The organism is Pelagibacterium sediminicola, from assembly GCF_003390885.1.
In the GTDB taxonomy this organism is placed as follows: domain Bacteria; phylum Pseudomonadota; class Alphaproteobacteria; order Rhizobiales; family Devosiaceae; genus Pelagibacterium; species Pelagibacterium sediminicola.
On record NZ_QMEL01000004.1, the window covers coordinates 46,059 to 61,349 of the forward strand.

The window sequence follows — 15,291 nt, forward strand, 5'->3', positions numbered from 1 at the left end:
AAATCTACATACGGCGAAGCCATGGCCATCAACGTCAACAACGAGGAAGCGGACAAGCTGACGCGCAAATTCGCCAGCCTCGCGGGCGTGTCTCTCACCGATGCCATCGTCATTGCGATGAAAGAGGCGATCGAGCGCCGGCGCGGCACGGAAACACCGTTGCAAACCGCCAGGAGAATCCGCCGCAAGCACAACGTCGTCCTCAACGAGCAGGCCCGAGCAACTCTCCCCAGAGAAACGCTCGACGACATGTGGGACGATTAACCCATGTTCGTCGATGCCTGCGCGATCATCGCCATTCTCTCAGACGAAGTGGAAGCTGAACGCGTTTCGGCTGCGCTGGCCACCGCAACGAAACGACTGACCTCGCCTGTCGCCGTTCTGGAAACGGTGATTGCGCTGGCCCGGCCCGACAAGTTCAATCTGCCGGTCAATGCGGTCGAACCGATCGTGCTCGAATTCCTTGACGAGCGGGGCATCGACATTATCGACCTGCCTCCAGCCAGGGAAGCAACGCGGCTCGTTTTGTCGGCAGCGCACCGCTACAGGTCTGGGAAAAACAGGCTCAATCTCGGGGATTGCCTGCATTACGCCTGCGCCAAATATTATGGCCTACCGATCCTTGCCACCAGCGACGAATTCGGCAGCACCGATCTGGAAACGGTGCCGCGCGAGCCTTGGATCGTTTGAGGTTCTGACGGAAGCAGCTTCACACTCTCCCCTCGCTTTTCCGGCGAAAGCCGGCAATCCAGCGCGAAACCTCAACTTCCGCAAATGTCGAGATATGGACTCCGGCTTTCGCCGGAGAAGCGAGAGAGTGGTTGCTGTTTCCATCAAAGCCGGAACGGCTCTATGATGGTCTCCATCCCGCCCGCTGCTTGAGCCGCATGACGTAGCCGATGACCTGCGCCACCGCCTTGAACTGGTCTTCGGGAATGCGCTCGCCCACTTCGGCGCCTGCATGGAGCGCACGGGCGAGGGGCGGGTTTTCGACCACCGGCACGTCATTGTCCCGCGCCAGCGCGCGGATGCGGAGGGCGAGGGCATCGACGCCCTTGGCGACGACTTCGGGCGCGACCATTTCGCGGTCATATTTCAGCGCGACGGCGTAGTGGGTCGGGTTGGTGATGACCACGGTGGCGTCCGGCACGGCGGCCATCATGCGCTTGCGGCTACGTTCCTGCCGGATCTGGCGGATGCGGCCCTTGACGTGTGGATCGCCCTCCATCTGCTTGTATTCGTCCTTCACCTCCTTGACCGTCATCATCTGGCGCTTCCACCATTTGTGGCGGACATAGAGATAGTCGAGCAGCGCGATGATCGTGATGGTGATGATCGTGACGATGAAGATCTTGATCCCGATCTCCCGGAACACCGCGAGCACCAGAAAGGGATCGGTGGAAATCAGCGTATCGAGCCGGTCGCGCTCGGGCCAGATGGCCACGAACATCACCACCGAAAAGACCACCAGTTTGAACAGCCCTTTGGCGAAATTGACCAGCGCCTCGGTGGAAAACAGCCGCTTGAACCCGGAAACGGGCGAAACCTTCGAGAGCTTGGGCTTGATCGGATCGACGGAGAAAACGAGCTGGTGCTGCACCATGTTGCCCGCAATCCCGAACAGCGCCAGGAACGCCATGGGGACCAGCACCACCCCCAGAACGCTCGTCGCGACCGTATAGAAGAACTGCCCGAATGCCGGCCCGCCGACCTCGAGACGATGGGAGTGCTCCATTATCCCCTTGAGGCTGTCCATCACCGAGCCGCTGGCCCACGGCGCCAGAAACGCGAACACCAGCGCCGACCCGGTAATCATGAACCAGGTCGTCACCTCCTGACTCTTTGCCACATCGCCCTTCTTGTGGGCATCCATCAGCCGTTTATGGGAAGGGTCTTCTGTCTTTTCGCTCTGATCGGGCTGGTCTGACATTCAGAGCCCCCCGATCAAGGAGAAATGGTGCTCGATATGGGACATGTACCAAGTCATCATCAGCACCAGCAGCAGCGCGAACAGGATCAGCCCGACGATGATGTTGGCCGGCATCATCATGAAGAACACCTGGATCTGCGGCATCAGGCGGCCCAGAATGCCAAGACCGAGATAAAAGATCAGCCCGAATATGAGCAGCGGCGCGGCCATCTGCACGCCGGTGACGAACCCGCCCGCAACGATCCGCGTCGCCATGTCGGCCACGTCCTCAAACATCAGCGGCGCATCGACGGGGAAGTAGAAATAGCTCTGATAGATCCCCGCCAGCAGCATGTGGTGCATGTCGGTGGTAAAGATCAGGACGACACCGGTGAAAGCGAGGAAATTGCCCACGATCGCCCCCTGCACCCCGCCTTGAGTCGGGTCGGCGGTCTGGGCCATGGAAAGCCCCATCTGGTAGGCGATGACCGCGCCCGCCACCTGCGCGGCGAGCAGCACCAGCCGCGTCAGCCCCCCGATGATGAACCCCACCGCCAGTTCATGGGCCAGCGCCCCGGCCAGCCCGGCGAGCGTTTCGGGGATCGCTCCCAGCTCAGGGGCGATAAGCGGATAGAGAACGAAGGAAAACGCCAGCGCCGCAGTCAGCCGCAGCCGGGCGGGGATGGTGCGCTCCCCGATGGCGGGAAACAGCATGAACATGGTGCCGACCCGCGCAAACAGCAGGAAGAAATACCACGCGACATCCGGTCCCCATGTAATGCTCACGGCCCGCTATCCGCCCGTGATGATCAGGTCGACCACCCGGTTCATGTACCCCGACATCGTGGCGCCCATGAACGGAAGCGCGATGAGCATGGTAACGAAGATCGCAATGATCTTGGGCACGAAGACCAGCGTCATTTCCTGGATCTGCGTCAGCGCCTGAAACAGCGCGATCACGACGCCCACCGCCAGCCCCACGATCATCATCGGCGCCGAAATCAGGATCAGCACCCAAATGCCCTCGCGGGCAATGTCGAGTGTAATGGCGCCACTCATGGATAAGGCTCCTGCCGAATCGATGGTCCGAGTCTATATGCGGCAAACTGCCTGTGTTAGCCCCCGCGCCTGCCCAATCCACCATTGTCACCCCGGGATTTATTCCCGGGGTCCAGTTCCGGTCTTTCAGCGGGTACGGGGTTCCGGGCTTGCTCTGCTCTGGATCCCGGCAATAAATGCCGGGATGACATATGAGTGAGTTGCAAGGCCGGTGTTAAGCGGTAGACCAATCAGATCGGCATCCGCATGATTTCCTCATAGGCCGAGATCACCCGGTCGCGAACCGTGACCATGGTTTCCATGGCCATTTCCGTTTCGGCCAGCGCCGTCACCACGTCGATCACATTGGCCTTGCCGTTGACCATGTCCATGCTCACCTGATCGGTGTGTTTCCCGGCCTGGGCGACATTGTCGATCTGCTCGGCCAGCAGCGTTCCGAAATCGACGCCGCCCTGCGCGGGCGATTGCAGCGACTGGGCTTTGCCAGCCGCCTGATCGGAAATGAGGCGCGAAACGTTTCCGTATGCCGCCGTTGCGGCGTTGAATGGCGTGGACATCCGTTATTTTCCTAACCGCGCAGAATATCGAGCGTGCGGCCCAGCATCTGGCGCGACACGGTGACGACGTTAAGATTGGCCTCATAGGTACGCTGGGCCTCGCGCATGTCCATCGTCTCGACGAGCGTATCGACGTTGGGATATTTGACATAACCGGCCTCGTCCGCCGCCGGATGGCCCGGTTCATACCGCGAGCTGAAATCGCTCATGTCGTAAGAGAGACGCCCGACCCGCGTTTCATAGGCATTGAGTTCGTTGTTCAAAATCGCATGGAAGGTTGGGATCTTGCGCCGGTAGGGGTCGTCCCCCGGCGCATTGCCCGCCGAATCGGCGTTCGCCATGTTCTCGGCGATCACGCGCATCCGGGCCGACTGGGCATTGAGCCCGCTGCCCGCAATCTTGATCGAGGTCATGAAGTCGTTCATCGCGCCGCCCCTGTCCTTTTCAAATTTAGGCCTGCTTGCCCAACGCGATGCGCATCAGGCGCATGGAGCGGGTATAGAGCGTGGTGGCCGCCTGATAATCCATCTGGTTGGTGGTGACCTTCATCATCTCTTCTTCAAGCGTCACGCCATTGCCCTCGGGCATGATCTCGAAATTGTTCATGCGCATGGCCCCGAATGCCTTGGCATTCGAGCCGCCGACCGAGAAATGCCGCGCATCGGTCGCCCGCGTCGCCACCGAAAGGCCGGGCCGCTCGACGTGGTCCCGATAGTTAAAATGGGCCAGATCGCGGCCCTTGTATCCGGGCGTCTCGGCATTGGCCACGTTCTCGGCCAGAAGCGTCTGCCGCGTCTGATGCCATTGCATCTTGTTGCGCAGCGCCGCAAAGATCGGCATGTCTCCGATGGCCATTGCTTTAAAGACTCTTTCAAATCCGTCCCCGACTGGGCAAATCTTGCCTGCTCCATGGTTAACGAGCCGTTAACGCCGATTTGCCGTGGAGCCGGAAAACTTCATGTTTTGGCCTTTTCTCTCACTATGCTAGGCAAGTCTTGCCCGGCGATTCACCGCTCGAGATGAAAGCGGCGCGATCGGGGCGACTATCAACTTGGGCAATTTCCGGGAGACACGGCGGTGGGATTTCTGACCAGCCTGTTCGGTGGCGAAACCAATTACCTGACCATGATCATCGCGCTTGCCATCGTGCTGGCCCTGATCGTTCTTGCGGTCTGGCTGATCAAGGTCGTGGGGCAGGCGACGCAAAATGTGGGCCGTGGCCGTTACAAGCGGCTGTCCATCGTCGATTCCATCCCCATCGACCAGAAGCGGCAGGCGGTGATCGTGCGCCGCGACGGCGTCGAGCACCTGATCGTCATCGGCGGCGCGAACGATCTGGTTGTGGAAACCGGGTTCGAGGCCCCACCCCCACCAGCCGCCCCCGCACGGTGGACGGCCCGCCCCGGCAAGCCGGACACGGAAACGCCCCCCGCCGCCACGGCAGGAAAATCGAGATCGTTGCGCCATACCGGCCTTTTGCGGACCGTTCCGGGCGAAAACAGCGAACTTCCCGGTGGAAAGCCCGACCGGGCGCCCGCCGTCTTCCCCGACTCAGATACAAGCGGGTTGACCGGACGCGGCGAACCCGCGCTGGAAGTCGTCTCTGAGGCAGGGGAAAGCGATAACGCCGGAACGAGCAAAGGCAAACGGACCTAGCCTTCCGGGCGGCGCCATTCCGCACGGCGCGATGCTGCGTGCCCTGGGCATTGTCATGGCCCTTGCCATGGTTCTGGTGCCTGCCGCCGGTTTTGCCCAGGACATCTCCATCGATTTCGGCGACGACACGACGCTGACCGAGCGCGCCATCCAGCTCATCGCGCTCATCACCGTCCTCGCGCTCGCGCCCTCCATTCTCGTCATGGTGACGAGCTTCACGCGCATCGTGGTCGTGCTCTCGCTGCTGCGCACCGCAATCGGCCTGCAAACCGCGCCGCCCAACTCGGTGATGATCTCGCTGGCGCTGTTCCTCACCGCCTTCATCATGGCCCCTACCCTACAATCGAGCTACGATCAGGGCATCGCGCCGCTGATGGCCGGCGACATCGAATTGACCGAGGCGCTGGAATTGTCCTCGGGTCCGATCCACGAATTCATGCGAACCCACGTCCGCGACCGCGACGTGATGCTGTTCCTCGACCTCACCGAAACCCCGCCGCCCGAAACCCCCGAAGAGCTCGAACTGCGCATCCTCATCCCGGCCTTCATGATTTCGGAACTGCGCCGCGCCTTCGAGATCGGGTTCCTGCTGTTCCTGCCGTTCGTCATCATCGACATGGTGGTGGCGTCGGTGCTGATGAGCATGGGCATGATGATGCTCCCGCCCATCATCATCTCACTGCCCTTCAAGCTGATCTTTTTCGTTCTGGTCGACGGCTGGTATCTCGTCGCGGGCTCGCTGATCCGAAGTTTTGTGGGGTAGAACGGTTGCGGAAATCAGAACTCAGCGCTCGTGGCAGTGTCCGCACTGGTTCCCGGCAATAAATACCGGGATGACATCGAGGAAAACGCAAGGCCATCCGAAAACACCAATGTCATTCCGGTATTTATTACCGGAATCCAGCGCCATCTCAGCTCATCCCTTCGCCCTGCGTCGCGCGGAACGGGGTGACCGCGCCTTCGGCGGTGTAGATTTCCCGGTAGGCGTTGAGGAAGGCGTTGAGGGAATCGGTGGCCGCGATCTGGCGCGTGAGGTCGCGGAATTCGGTTGCCGTGGTGTCCACCGTTTCGGTGACGAAGGCGAACATCGGCCATTCGGGCGCGCGGGACATCGTATCCGCGTACCGGTTGCGCAACCGCGCCAGCCCGAGCTGGTCGTTGGCCAGCACATATCCAACCGCCGCCTTGATCACGTTCATGCGCGCCACCGGACTCAGCGAACCCCGGCCAAGGTCTGCCGCATAAAGCGTTTCGATGGTCTCGGCAGCCTCACGATGCCGCCGCGCCTTCCAATAGGCATCCACCCGCAACAGCTCGGTATCGCGCCCGCTCATGCCGGCCAGCATGTCGAGCGCCAGATCGTAACGCCCCGCATCGATCAGCGCCCGCGCTTCCAGCACCCGACGCTGACGTTCGAGCGCGGGCGGGATGCCTGTGAGCCGCGTGTCGTAAAGCACCTTGAGGGCACGCGCCGGCTCGCGATTGGCGATGTGGACGACTGCAAGGTCCGCCGCCACCTGCGCACGCGCCGCGCCCTGAAGGCGATTCGCAACCTGATATTCGAGCAGTTCGGCGGCCTGATCGAGCAGGTCGACCCGGATAAGCCGCTGCGCCAGATTGCGGATCATCTGGTCCCCTTCGGCGCCCGCCGGGGTCAGTTGCCGGAAGTCATAATAGATGCTCAACGCCTCGATGGCATCGAGCGCGTTGGCCTGCCCGTCGATATAAAGCCCCGCGAACTCGGTCTGCGCCCGCTCCATCAGCCGCGTCAGCACCGTTGAATTACCATAGGCCTCGGCAACCTGCCGCGTGAGCGAGAAAGCATCGCGGAAATCGCCGTTCCGGTATTGCAGGTCGGTGAGTTTTTCGGTGATCGCCAGTTCCACGAAATCGCCGCGCCAGATGGCCGCCTGCGCGGAAAGCGTATCGATCGCCTTATCGACTTCGAGCCGCCCCAATTCATCGAGCAGCAGGATCGTGCGCAGCACGGCCTCGGAGGTAACCGGCCTGCGGTCGGCGGCGATCACCCGGCCATAGCTTTCGAGCGCTTCAGGTGTCCGGCCATTCAACTCGTCGAGCATACCGCTCAGCATCTCGAATTCGGAAATCTGGTCGCGGCTCATGGCCGCAAGATCGATCTGGCGCAACAGGCGGGTCGCGAGCGTCACGTCTTGCTCGCCCACCGCCGCGCGAATCCCGGCGAGCAGATAGCGGGTCTTGATCCAGCCCGGGTAATTCGCGGCGAGAAGTTCGGAACCAAGTGCCTCCTGCCTTGCGCCATCGAGATCGCCAAGCTGCACGCGCGCCATGGTGCGCCACAGGCGCGCATCCGCGCTGCTGGCGAGCACACTGTCGCCCAGCTGCGCCAACGCATCGGCGGGCCGTCCCGCAATCACATTGGCCGCCCCTTCGATCAGTCGGCTCGGCGCCTCCAGATCGGGGTGACCCGTCGCATCGTGCAGGACCGAAAGCACACCCAGCGCCTCGTGGGCCAGATTATTGGCAAGGTAGAACTCGGCGAGATCCAGGCGGGCAATATCGAGATCGCGCCCCTCGGCGGAAAGCGTGCGCCCCACGAGTTCAAGGCGACGGGCCGCAAGATCGCCCGGATTGGCAGCGACGTGCGGACCGAGCTCCATTAGACTGACCTGCGGTTCGGCGGTTGCGGTGAAACGCAGCGGTTGCTCGGTCGAAAGCGTCAGCCCCGCCTCCGCCCCCACCACGACCTGGGTGCCTTCGAGCCAGACCGAAACGCCCTCATGGTTGGGCTTGAATACAAGCCCATGCACCGTACGCGGCGCGAAGAAATCGACATAGTGCAGGTCCCGCACCATCCCGCGCGCAGGCGGGTAGGCCGTTACGACCGCAAGCGTGTCACCAACACCGGGATCGCGAAGCTGGTGCACGCGACCGGGCCGCACCATGTCGACGGTGATCTGGAAAAAGCCGCCCGCCGCCTGCTTGCGCTCGAACACGACCGGATCGGTGGCGCTGATCAGCACATCGCCCAGCGAGAGCACCCACGCCTTGCCTTCCGAACCGATGGTCGCCAGCCGATCCTCGTTCATCTGCATCCGCACCACGCGGGACCCCGTCGCACCCTCGACGGCAAAGCCGGAAACCAGCGCATCGAGCGGGCCGCTCGCAAGATCATCGCTCGGCACAGCAATCCGCGCCTGTGTGTCGAACACGAGCCACAACGTCTCTCCGCGCCGAAACACAGCGGCGGGCGTCTCGCTGGTGAAGGGAAAGACCACCCGAACGGTCGGGCCCACGGTCGTGACGAACGGCTCGATGATCGTGTCTTCCGTCACCGGAACATCGGCAACGTCCTCTACGGCATCCTCGGCCGCCCCCTGCCCGGTTTCCACGTCCACCGAAGCGATGTCCTCGGCCGCACGCGCCAGCGTCAGCGGATCGATGGCCTCGACGAACACCCCTTCGAGATCAACATCGAGAACGAACCGCGTGGCGCTTTCCTCGTAAAACCGCATCCGCGTGTTGCCGGCCACATCGAACGTCACGACGCTATCGCCGGCATTGACCGTATTGGCGACCGCCTCGAACCTGGCGGGCATGTCCGAGATGATCTCGTAAAGATCGATCGGCACCGGCCAGTCGAACGCGATGCTGGCATGGTCGTCCTCGCGGCTGAACTCCGCCCGCGTCCCCACGTTCCAGTCAAACACGATGCGCCAGAAGGTCGGGTGGCGTCCCACGCGGATGGTGGCCTGCGGATTATACTCGGCGGCCAGTTCCGCGCGCCGCCGCTCCTCGGCCAGCCGGGCCGCCTCCTCGGCGCGCTGGGCCAGCCTGGCGACCGTTTCGGGCGGCAGGCCGGGCGGCAACCCAACCCAGTCATTGGGCAAAAAATCGATGAAAAGCTGCTCGCCCGCATCGATGGTATTGATCTGCATGGGACCACGCAGGCCCATGCGGATGCCGGTCATGTCCGGGTCGAACCGGGCCACCGATACGATATCGCCCAGCGCCGCCGCAATCTCGGGCAGCGCCCCTTCCAACGGGGTCGCGAACAGGATCGCCAACACGCCGTTTTCATTTATGATTTCATATTCGGGCAACCGCATGCGGTCCGGGAAGGTGATGATGATCCGCCCGAAATTCTCGTGCCGCTGCGCCTCGACGGAAACGCTCTCCTGCGCCCGCGCGGACGCGGTCCCGACCAGTGGCAGGGCGAGCAGAACCAGCACCAGCGCAATGGCTCGCGCGGCGTCTATGAGCCGATCCCCTGGTCGCCTGGTGGTCAAAAGCCTTCTGCCCCGCCGCCGTTCAATGGCGGCAACCCTAGCGCCGAGCACTTAAAATGCCCTTACCGCGTGCGATGGGATTTGACTGGAGCACAGAGCTCTCACCCCTCCCCAGCCCTCCCCATCAAGGGGAGGGTGCATTCTTTTCTTGGGCACCTCCCTACGCACAAGGCCAGCACCTCCCCCTTGTGGGGGAGGTTGGGAAGGGGGATTCGGCGTAAGCCGAAATATGCCGTCGGATTAAATCCGGACCTAGCCTTGGCCTATTGCCCCACGATCTGCGGCAGGCTGGCAAAGCCGTCGGTCGCCGGCACCATATGATCCGCGCCATCTGCCGCCGCCATGCGCACCGTCAGGTCCTGCGCCTTGGCCGGGAGCATCTTGGCCATGATGGGGCCGAGCTTGCGCGGGTTCATCATTTTTCCGACCCGCAACAGCACCGCCATGTCGAGATCGTTGAAGATCGTCGCCGCATCTGCGGGGCGCATGTTCTCGTACATGGTGATGAGTCCGGCAAACTGTTCCGCCTCGCGCGCTTCCTGCGCGTCCATGGTGGCGTTGATACGTGCCTCGATATCGGCCAACTCGCTCAGCCGTTCCTCGATGCGGGTTTCGGCGGCTTCGACCACCGCAAGGCGCAGATCGAGTTCGCGCGCAAGATCGTCAAGCGCCGCGCGCCGCGCCGCCAGCCGCTCAAGAATGACCTGCTCCGTATCGTCCTGCTCGAAACCGGCGATCTCGCCCGACCTCCCGGTGGCGAGATCCCGCGTGGGAATCGTGCCGCCATCCTCGACGGACGGAACGCTCTCGAACAGCGCCCGCGCCGCAAGATCGGCCGCCGCAAGGTCCGCATCGCTCGTGCCCTCACCGCCTTCCTGCGCCATCAGTTGCGTCGTGCCGCTCAGCACATAGCCGCCACCCGAGACCAGCCCTGCCACCTTGAGGACAAGGAGCGCTGAGGCGGCCAGGATGACGATGGGCAGCAACCGGATGGTTTTCACGCCGCGCTGCTCCTGCGCCGCTGGTGATCGTTGAGCGTGCGAAGGGCCGCCGAAGCGCGCTGACCTTCAAGCTCGGCGCCCTTGGAACTGCGTGCAGCCTCCGTGATCCTGGCGATCCGGTCCATCACGGCCTGCCCGGAGTTGACGTGATTGGCAAGCTCGATCGCGAAGCGCTCGGCCTCGTTGAGCCGCTGGTTGAGCGTCTCGTCGGCCTCCACTGCCGTTTCGCGCAACCCCTTGATGGCGGTGTTGGCCATGGTGGTTGCCTGCACCAGATCGGCGATCATCTGCTGGAGCGCGGTCCGGTCGGACTGCAGATTGGCGATCTTGCGGTTGAGAACGATGCAGTAACCGATTGTCGTTGCCAGAAGGACGGCCACCGCCCCCTCGATGACAAGCCCGAGTGAAAGCCCCATCATGTGTTGTTCTCCACCTGTTCATCCATTGCCTCGAACGCCGCCATGGTCACCTTGGGCGGATTGAGGGGGCGCGTGACGCGCACCGATACGTTGTTTCCGATATGGCCCATCACGGCCTTGGTGAGATCCACCGTGCCGCAGCGCAGGGTCACCGGGTCCGTGGGCGTCCTGTCGAACATGATGGTGTCGCCCTTCTCCAGCCCCAGGATTTTCGAGAGCGGCATGTCCATCTCGTGCAGCACTGCCGAAATCTCGGTGTCGGCGGCATAGATTTCCGTTGCCAGATGCCCTTCCCAGATCGGGTCGCGGCCGAATTTCTCACCCATATACATCTGGAGCAACTGCTCGCGGATCGGCTCGATGGTCGCGTAGGGCAGCATGATCTCGATCTTGCCGCCCCGGTCGTCCATGTCGATCCGGAGTTCAACGAGGATCGCCGCATTACCGGGACGCGAAATGGCGGCGAAGCGCGGATTGGTCTCCATCCGGTCGAGCTTGAAGGTCACCTGCGTCAGCGGCTCGAACGCCTTGCGCATGTCGTCGAGCACGTGCTCGATCATCCGCCGCGCCAGCGCCAGCTCGATGGTGGTATAGGGCCGCCCCTCGATGCGGATGACGCTCGACCCGCGCCGCCCGCCCAGCAGCACGTCGATCATCGAATAGATAAGGTTCGAATCGACCGTCAGAAGCCCAAAATTATCCCATTCCTCGGCCTTGATGACCGAGAGGATCGCAGGCAGCGGGATCGAGTTGAGATAATCGCCGAACCGCACCGACGAGATGGAATCGAGCGCGACCTCGACATTGTCGGAGGTAAAATTCCTCAGCGTCGTCGTCGCCAGCCGGACCAGCCGGTCGAAGGCGATTTCCAGCATCGGCAGGCGCTCATAGCTCACCAGCGCCGAATTGATCAGTGCCCGCACGCCCGTGAGCTCGACACTGGACCCCACGCTTGCATCAAAGCCCAGCAGCGAGTCGATCTCGTCCTGGTTGAGCACCCGGTCGACGCCGTCCGCGCCCTGCTCAGCCTCGAGCATGGCCGCCCAGTCGTCGCCCAGCGATCCGCCTTTTTCTTCGGGTTCGGCCATCGCGCGCCCCTACTGCACCAGAAGTTCTTTAAACAGGATATTGTCCACCGACGCGGGATAGACCGCGAGATTGATGCGGCGGTGCAATTCCTCCTTGAGCCGGTAAACGCCGGCCGATCCTTCCAGATCCGACCGGCGCAGTTCCCGCAGATAGACCTGGAACGTGTCCAGCACGCGCGGCAGGCGCGGTTCAATCATTGCCATGGCGGCGGGATCGCGCACTTCGAGCGCAATCGACAGGCGCAGGAATTCCGGCGCGCCGCCCCCATTGTTGAGATTGACGGTGATCACCGGCAGGTCGAAAAAATGCGGCTCGGCGACATCGGCCACCGCAGCGCTTCCCGTCCCCGATCCGGCGTCCGACCCCATGAGGAACCAGGCCCCGGCCCCCGACGCGAGGACGAGCGCCCCCGCCACCGCGCCGACGATCATGAGACGCCCACGGCCCTTCCTGCCCTCCGCGCCGGCATTCCCGGCGCCTTCGGCAACTTCGCTCTCAGTCACATCGCTCATCGATAGCCCCGAATCCCCCGGAAAGGCCGGCTTTCCCGGCACCTCCAGCTAATCCGCGCAAGGTTAACGAATGGTTACCATTACCCGTCCAGCGGCAGGATTTGCCCGGCAAATCTTGCCGCCGGGTTAAGAATAACCCACCGTTAACGTCGCCCTCGTTCATACCAAACCTTTGATTTTATTAAAATTTCCAGTCTGGCACACCGCATGCAAGGCATCAGGCGGAAAGCCCGCTTGGGGAAGTGGGCCTCCAGATGAAACGGGGAAACCGCGCATGATCGAGAACGCGCAATTGATTGGCCTTTCGCGGCAGATGGCACTCCGGCGCCAGATGGATGTGCTCGCCAACAACATGGCCAACATCAATTCGACGGGCTTCAAGGCCGAGGCAGTTCTTTTCGAGGAATACATCATGCCGGTCGCCGCCGACCGCACCTTTCCGCGCGGCGACCAGCCGCTGTCCTATGTCCATGACTGGGCAACGATGCACGACCTCGCGGCCGGATCGATCACCCAGACGGGCAACCCGCTCGACCTGGCGCTCTCGGGCGAGGGCTTTTTCGCCGTAGAGGGCCCCGAGGGCGAGCGCTGGACGCGCAATGGCGTTTTCGAGATCAACGCCCAGGGCACCCTCGTCACCCAGAACGGCTATCCCGTTCTCTCGCGCACCGGCGATCCGATCCAGTTCGATGTCGGGGAAACCGACATCAATATCACCGCCGATGGCCAGATCACCTCGAGCGCCGGCAACAAGGGCATTCTTCGCGTCGTCGAATTCGCGAACGCACAAGAGCTGACCCGCACCGGCGATACCATGTTCACCGGCGGCACGCCGCGCGAGGCGCAAGCGACCGCTGTCGTGCAGGGCGCCATCGAGCGCTCCAACGTCTCGGGCATATCCGAGATGTCCGAAATGATCCGCGTCACCCGCGCCTACACCTCTCTGGCGGACCTGATGAACAAGCAGGACGAACTCCGCCGCAACGCCATCCAGCGTCTTGGCGACGCGCAAGCCTGAGGAAACTAAGCCATGAAAGCCCTCTATATAGCCTCGACCGGCATGGCCGCCCAGGAACGCAATGTCGAAGTGATTTCCAACAATATCGCGAACATGCGCACGACCGGCTACAAGCGCCAGCGCGCCGAGTTCCAGGACCTGCTCTACCAGTCCTACCGCCGCGCCGGTTCGGCCACTTCGGATGCGGGAACCCAGGTGCCGGTCGGCATCGAGATCGGCTCGGGCGTCAAGCTCGCCGCCACCGCCCGCATCATGACGCAGGGCAACGTCGTGCCCACCGAAAAGGACCTCGACATCGCCATTCGCGGCGAAGGTTTCCTCACCGTCGCGCTGCCCGATGGGCGCACCGCCTATACCCGCGACGGCACGCTCGAACGCGATGCCACCGGCCTTCTGGTCAATGTCGACGGCTTCCAGATCGAGCCGGGGATCATCATCCCCGAAGACGCAACGGCCATCTCGATCAGCCGGGACGGCATCGTCGAGGCGTATGTGGGCGACGAGACGCTGCCCGTCCAGCTCGGTCAGATCCAACTGGCGCGCTTCGTCAACAAGGGCGGGCTGGAATCGATCGGGGACAATCTGTTCGTCGAGACCGGCGCCAGCGGGCAGGCCCAGATCGGCTTTCCCGGCGGCGAGGGCATGGGGTCGCTCATTCAGGGTTATCTTGAGAACGCCAATGTCAACGCCGTCACCGAAATGGCCGACCTGATCGCCGCCCAGCGCGCCTACGAAATGAACGCGCGGGTGATCTCGGGCGCCGACCAGATGCTGCAGGCCACGGCCCAGCTTCGCTGACGACTGAAAGGAGGGTTTGAGTGATGTTCAAACGTACCATACTCGCACTGGTTTTTGCCACGATGGCCACCGCCGCCCAGGCCATGCCCGTCCTGCGGGGCGACATTTCCGTCAACGCAGCGCTCGTGACAGTCGGCGACATCTTCGCCAATGCCGGCCTTGTCGCGGAAACGGCGATCTTCCGCGCACCCCAGCCCGGCACGTCGGGGTTCGTCACCCTCGAGCAGATTGCCGCCGCAGTCGCGCCGCATGGCCTCGAGGATTTCGAGACCGCTGGCCTTGATCGCATCCGCGTCACCCGTCCCGGTATCGCTGTCGATATGGAGATGATCGAGGGACTAATCGCCGCCGACCTTTCCGGGCGCGGCATCCTCAACGGCGCCATGAACATGCAGATCGCGCTCGATGCGCCCCTGCCCATGCTCAACGCGGCAGCCACCCAAACCCCAGTCTCGCTGGTCATCCTGCGCTATATGCCGGGGTCTTCGACATTCTCGGCCCGCTTCGAGGTCGCCGGGCGCGATGCTCCGCTCGATATCGCCGGGCAGATCCAGCTCATGATCGAGGCCCCGCACCTCGCCCGCTCGCTCCCCGCAGGGTCGATCCTCGGCGTGGACGATGTGGAATTCCGCCTCGTCCCTCTGCCCTACGCTGAAAATGCGGGCGTGGTGAGCATCGACAACATCATCGGCAAGCAACTCCAGCGCCAGACCCGCGCAGGGGTATTGATCCGGCCCGCCGACATTTCGGCGCCCGAACTGATCTCGCGCAACGATACCGTCACCGTCATCTATCGCCAGGGCCCGTTGACGCTCACGACGCGCGGCCAGGCCCTCAATGCAGCCAGCCTTTCCGAACCGGTCAGCGTGCTCAATCCCATGACCCGCAAGGTCATGCACGGCACGGTAATCGAGAACGGGACGGTTCTGATTTCGAGCAGCAGCCAGCAGATCGCCGGGCTCTGACACCGCCTTTCACCGCGATTGGGGAATCGCGGCACTAACG

General features: G+C 62.9%; 18 protein-coding genes. 7 read left to right on the top strand and 11 right to left on the bottom strand.

What is annotated here, in order from left to right; translation table 11 throughout:
• Positions 1-21: 21 nt before the first annotated feature.
• Positions 22-264, top strand: coding sequence for a type II toxin-antitoxin system VapB family antitoxin (locus DQG18_RS08570; RefSeq protein WP_116653850.1), 243 nt, complete (start codon positions 22-24; stop codon positions 262-264).
• Between the two features lie 3 nt (positions 265-267).
• A complete protein-coding gene (locus DQG18_RS08575; RefSeq protein WP_116653851.1) occupies positions 268-690 on the top strand; it encodes a type II toxin-antitoxin system VapC family toxin in 423 nt (140 codons plus the stop codon).
• Between the two features lie 160 nt (positions 691-850).
• On the opposite strand, the gene flhB is transcribed toward DQG18_RS08575, so the two are convergent.
• From flhB to flgB, 6 genes are all read right to left on the bottom strand, one after another.
• On the bottom strand, positions 851-1,930 hold the full coding sequence (flhB, locus tag DQG18_RS08580; RefSeq protein ID WP_116653852.1) for a flagellar biosynthesis protein FlhB: 1,080 nt from the start codon (positions 1,928-1,930) through the stop codon (positions 851-853).
• Positions 1,931-2,695, bottom strand: coding sequence for a flagellar biosynthetic protein FliR (fliR, locus tag DQG18_RS08585; protein WP_116653853.1), 765 nt, complete (start codon positions 2,693-2,695; stop codon positions 1,931-1,933).
• A gap of 6 nt (positions 2,696-2,701) precedes the next feature.
• Positions 2,702-2,968: a flagellar biosynthesis protein FliQ gene (gene fliQ, locus DQG18_RS08590; protein WP_116653854.1), complete on the bottom strand. Its 267-nt coding sequence runs from the start codon at positions 2,966-2,968 to the stop codon at positions 2,702-2,704.
• A 230-nt stretch (positions 2,969-3,198) separates the two neighbouring features.
• Positions 3,199-3,525 (bottom strand): flagellar hook-basal body complex protein FliE, encoded by a 327-nt coding sequence (gene fliE / locus DQG18_RS08595; protein WP_116653855.1) that lies wholly within the window; start codon positions 3,523-3,525, stop codon positions 3,199-3,201.
• An 11-nt stretch (positions 3,526-3,536) separates the two neighbouring features.
• On the bottom strand, positions 3,537-3,950 hold the full coding sequence (flgC, locus tag DQG18_RS08600) for a flagellar basal body rod protein FlgC (protein ID WP_116653856.1): 414 nt from the start codon (positions 3,948-3,950) through the stop codon (positions 3,537-3,539).
• A gap of 25 nt (positions 3,951-3,975) precedes the next feature.
• Positions 3,976-4,380, bottom strand: coding sequence for a flagellar basal body rod protein FlgB (flgB, locus tag DQG18_RS08605; RefSeq protein ID WP_116653857.1), 405 nt, complete (start codon positions 4,378-4,380; stop codon positions 3,976-3,978).
• A 222-nt stretch (positions 4,381-4,602) separates the two neighbouring features.
• Here flgB and DQG18_RS08610 point away from each other — a divergent pair, with 222 nt between their 5' ends.
• Together DQG18_RS08610 and fliP are read left to right on the top strand one after the other, a co-directional pair.
• Positions 4,603-5,181 (top strand): flagellar biosynthetic protein FliO, encoded by a 579-nt coding sequence (locus tag DQG18_RS08610; protein WP_116653858.1) that lies wholly within the window; start codon positions 4,603-4,605, stop codon positions 5,179-5,181.
• A 31-nt stretch (positions 5,182-5,212) separates the two neighbouring features.
• A complete protein-coding gene (gene fliP, locus DQG18_RS08615; RefSeq protein WP_116653859.1) occupies positions 5,213-5,944 on the top strand; it encodes a flagellar type III secretion system pore protein FliP in 732 nt (243 codons plus the stop codon).
• A gap of 148 nt (positions 5,945-6,092) precedes the next feature.
• Here fliP and DQG18_RS08620 read toward each other — a convergent pair whose 3' ends face one another.
• The 5 genes from DQG18_RS08620 to DQG18_RS08640 form a co-directional block, all read right to left on the bottom strand.
• Positions 6,093-9,449 carry a tetratricopeptide repeat protein gene (locus DQG18_RS08620; protein WP_157970071.1) on the bottom strand — a complete coding sequence of 1,119 codons (3,357 nt, stop codon included), beginning with the start codon at positions 9,447-9,449 and terminating at the stop codon, positions 6,093-6,095.
• A gap of 263 nt (positions 9,450-9,712) precedes the next feature.
• Entirely contained in the window at positions 9,713-10,450 is a 738-nt protein-coding gene (locus DQG18_RS08625; protein WP_116653861.1) for a MotE family protein, read from the bottom strand.
• A complete protein-coding gene (locus DQG18_RS08630) occupies positions 10,447-10,869 on the bottom strand; it encodes a DUF6468 domain-containing protein (protein WP_116653862.1) in 423 nt (140 codons plus the stop codon). Before DQG18_RS08630 ends, DQG18_RS08625 begins: the two co-directional genes overlap by 4 nt.
• Entirely contained in the window at positions 10,866-11,957 is a 1,092-nt protein-coding gene (gene fliM / locus DQG18_RS08635; protein WP_116653863.1) for a flagellar motor switch protein FliM, read from the bottom strand. Before fliM ends, DQG18_RS08630 begins: the two co-directional genes overlap by 4 nt.
• Positions 11,958-11,966: 9 nt before the next feature.
• Entirely contained in the window at positions 11,967-12,470 is a 504-nt protein-coding gene (locus tag DQG18_RS08640) for a flagellar basal body-associated FliL family protein (RefSeq protein WP_116653864.1), read from the bottom strand.
• Positions 12,471-12,744: 274 nt separating this feature from the next.
• Between DQG18_RS08640 and flgF the strand changes: the two genes are divergently transcribed.
• The 3 genes from flgF to flgA are packed head-to-tail and all read left to right on the top strand — an operon-like array spanning position 12,745 to position 15,251.
• The gene (gene flgF, locus DQG18_RS08645; protein ID WP_342771498.1) at positions 12,745-13,488 is read left to right on the top strand and encodes a flagellar basal-body rod protein FlgF; all 744 of its coding nucleotides are present in this window, start codon (positions 12,745-12,747) and stop codon (positions 13,486-13,488) included.
• A 12-nt stretch (positions 13,489-13,500) separates the two neighbouring features.
• The gene (gene flgG, locus DQG18_RS08650; RefSeq protein ID WP_116653865.1) at positions 13,501-14,286 is read left to right on the top strand and encodes a flagellar basal-body rod protein FlgG; all 786 of its coding nucleotides are present in this window, start codon (positions 13,501-13,503) and stop codon (positions 14,284-14,286) included.
• A 23-nt stretch (positions 14,287-14,309) separates the two neighbouring features.
• The gene (gene flgA, locus DQG18_RS08655; RefSeq protein ID WP_116653866.1) at positions 14,310-15,251 is read left to right on the top strand and encodes a flagellar basal body P-ring formation chaperone FlgA; all 942 of its coding nucleotides are present in this window, start codon (positions 14,310-14,312) and stop codon (positions 15,249-15,251) included.
• Positions 15,252-15,291: the final 40 nt, after the last annotated feature.